Origin of the sequence: Mycobacterium sp. (genome assembly GCF_050701675.1) — a bacterium.
GTDB lineage: Bacteria > Actinomycetota > Actinomycetes > Mycobacteriales > Mycobacteriaceae > Mycobacterium.
Map to the genome: position 1 here is coordinate 1 of NZ_JBOGDD010000800.1, position 1,906 is coordinate 1,906.

General features: G+C 70.4%; 2 protein-coding genes. Both read left to right on the forward strand.

Annotation, left to right across the window (positions count from 1 at the left end):
• A partial coding sequence (locus tag ACRDUX_RS24425; RefSeq protein ID WP_526417357.1) for a transketolase C-terminal domain-containing protein occupies positions 1-353 on the forward strand: 353 nt, incomplete at its 5' end.
• A complete protein-coding gene (locus tag ACRDUX_RS24430; RefSeq protein WP_526417359.1) occupies positions 340-1,851 on the forward strand; it encodes an FGGY-family carbohydrate kinase in 1,512 nt (503 codons plus the stop codon). The genes ACRDUX_RS24425 and ACRDUX_RS24430, both read left to right, overlap by 14 nt.
• Positions 1,852-1,906: the final 55 nt, after the last annotated feature.

A 1,906-nucleotide genomic window follows, 5' to 3' on the forward strand; every position in this document is an offset into this window, starting at 1 on the left:
GAACGATGGTCTCGCGCGCCCTGTGGGCCGCGGAGTTGCTTGCGGCCGAGGGTGTTTCGGCGCGCGTTCTGAACATGGCCTTCGTGGAGCCGCTGGACCGCGACGCCGTGAGCGCCGCCGCTCGAGAGACCGCGGGCATCGTCACCATCGAGGAGGCCACCGTCAGCGGCGGACTCGGCGCCGCGGTCGCCTCGCAGGTGGCTCAGGACAGCCCATGCCGGATGCGGATCCTTGGCATCCCCGGCCAGTTCGCCCCAACCGGCAGTGCAGGCTTCCTGCTCGACCACTTCGGCTTGAACGCCGAGGGCATCGCCGATGCCGCCCGCGACCTGGTGCGCCATGCCCGGGGGTGAGCAGACGATCCTTGCGATCGACCAGGGGACCAGTTCCACGAAGGCGATGCTGGTGGACGTCAACGGTGCCGTGCGGGCCGCGGCCGGCTGCCCGGTCGGCCAAACGCACCCCCACGCCGGCTGGGTCGAGCAGGACGCGGAGGAGATCTGGGCGTCCGTCCAGCGATCCGTGCGGGACTGCGTCACCGAGGAGGTCAAGGGGGACGTCGTCGCCGTTGCGCTCAGTGTCCAACGCGAGACGGTCGTGTTGTGGGACACGGTGACTGGGCACGCCGTCGGCCCGGTGCTGAGCTGGCAGGACCAGCGCACCACCGCGGCGGCCACCGAACTGGAACGCGGCGGGCACGCCGAGTACGTCTTCGCCACCACAGGGCTGCCGTTGGACCCGATGTTCTCGGCGCTCAAGGCGGCGTGGCTGCTCGATCGGTACGACCCGTTGCGCAGGCAGACCAGCAGCGGACGGTGGCGCGTCGGCACCATCGACGCGTGGCTGCTGTCCCGCTTCGGCGGCGAACCCGTCACCGAGATCGGCAGTGCCTCACGAACTCAACTGCTGGACCTGAACACCGGAACCTGGGATCCTGCGCTGCTGGAGGTGTTCAAGATCCCGCCGGGTGCCCTTCCCGCCGTGGTCAAGTCCACCGGACCATTCCCGTCCATCGCTGACCTGGAGCCCCTGCCCGACGGCGTGCCGGTGCTCGCCGTCCTCGCAGATTCGCACGCCGCCCTCTTCGCACACGCCGGCTGGCGTCCCGGAGTCGTCAAGGCGACCTACGGCACCGGTTCGTCGGTGATGGCACTGGGCCCGCGCACCACGGCGGCCAGCGGCCTGTGCTCCACCATTGCCTGGGACGTCAGCGGCATCGCCTACGCGGTGGAGGCCAACATCCGATCGACCGGGCGCACGCTGTCGTGGCTCGCCGACCTGTTCGGTGTCGACATCGATCAGCTGTGGAGCGAGGCGGCCGACGCGAGCAGCGACGGCGTCGTGATGATTCCGGCCTTCGGCGGACTCGGTGCACCGCACTGGGACCGCGACGCCACGCCCGTGATCGCCGGGCTGTCGCTGGGCACCCGACGACCCCAGCTCGCGCGGGCCGCGATGGAGGCCATCGCCTTTCAGATCGATGACGCCGTCACCGCCTTCCAGAACGTCGTCGGCCCGCTGCGGCGGCTCGCCTGCGACGGTGGGATGACTCAGTCGGAGGCGCTCATGCAGCTCCAAGCCGATGTCAGTGGGCTGCCGGTTCAGGTCTCCCCGACCGCCAATCTGTCCGCGCTCGGAGCCGCGCACCTCGCCGGACTCATCTTGAACTGGTGGGACTTCACCGATCTGGAGACCGGGCTGCCCGGCAGCACGGGAGCTCTGGACGCCGGTCGGGTCGTGCTCCCCGGCATCGGCGACGACGACCGGGTAGCACTGCGACGCACGTGGGCCACCGCCATCGGCCGGTCGCGCACCTCCAACGACACCCACGATCTGGAGCCCGCCGGATGAGCCACCCACCCCGCAACGCCGGCCGCAAGCGGGTGTCTTGCGGATCGATCGTCGC

What these genes read in the sequence shown, in the direction of transcription:
- ACRDUX_RS24430 (WP_526417359.1), top strand. Translation starts at nt 340, where the DNA reads ATGCCCGGGGGTGAGCAGACGATCCTTGCGATCGACCAGGGGACCAGT.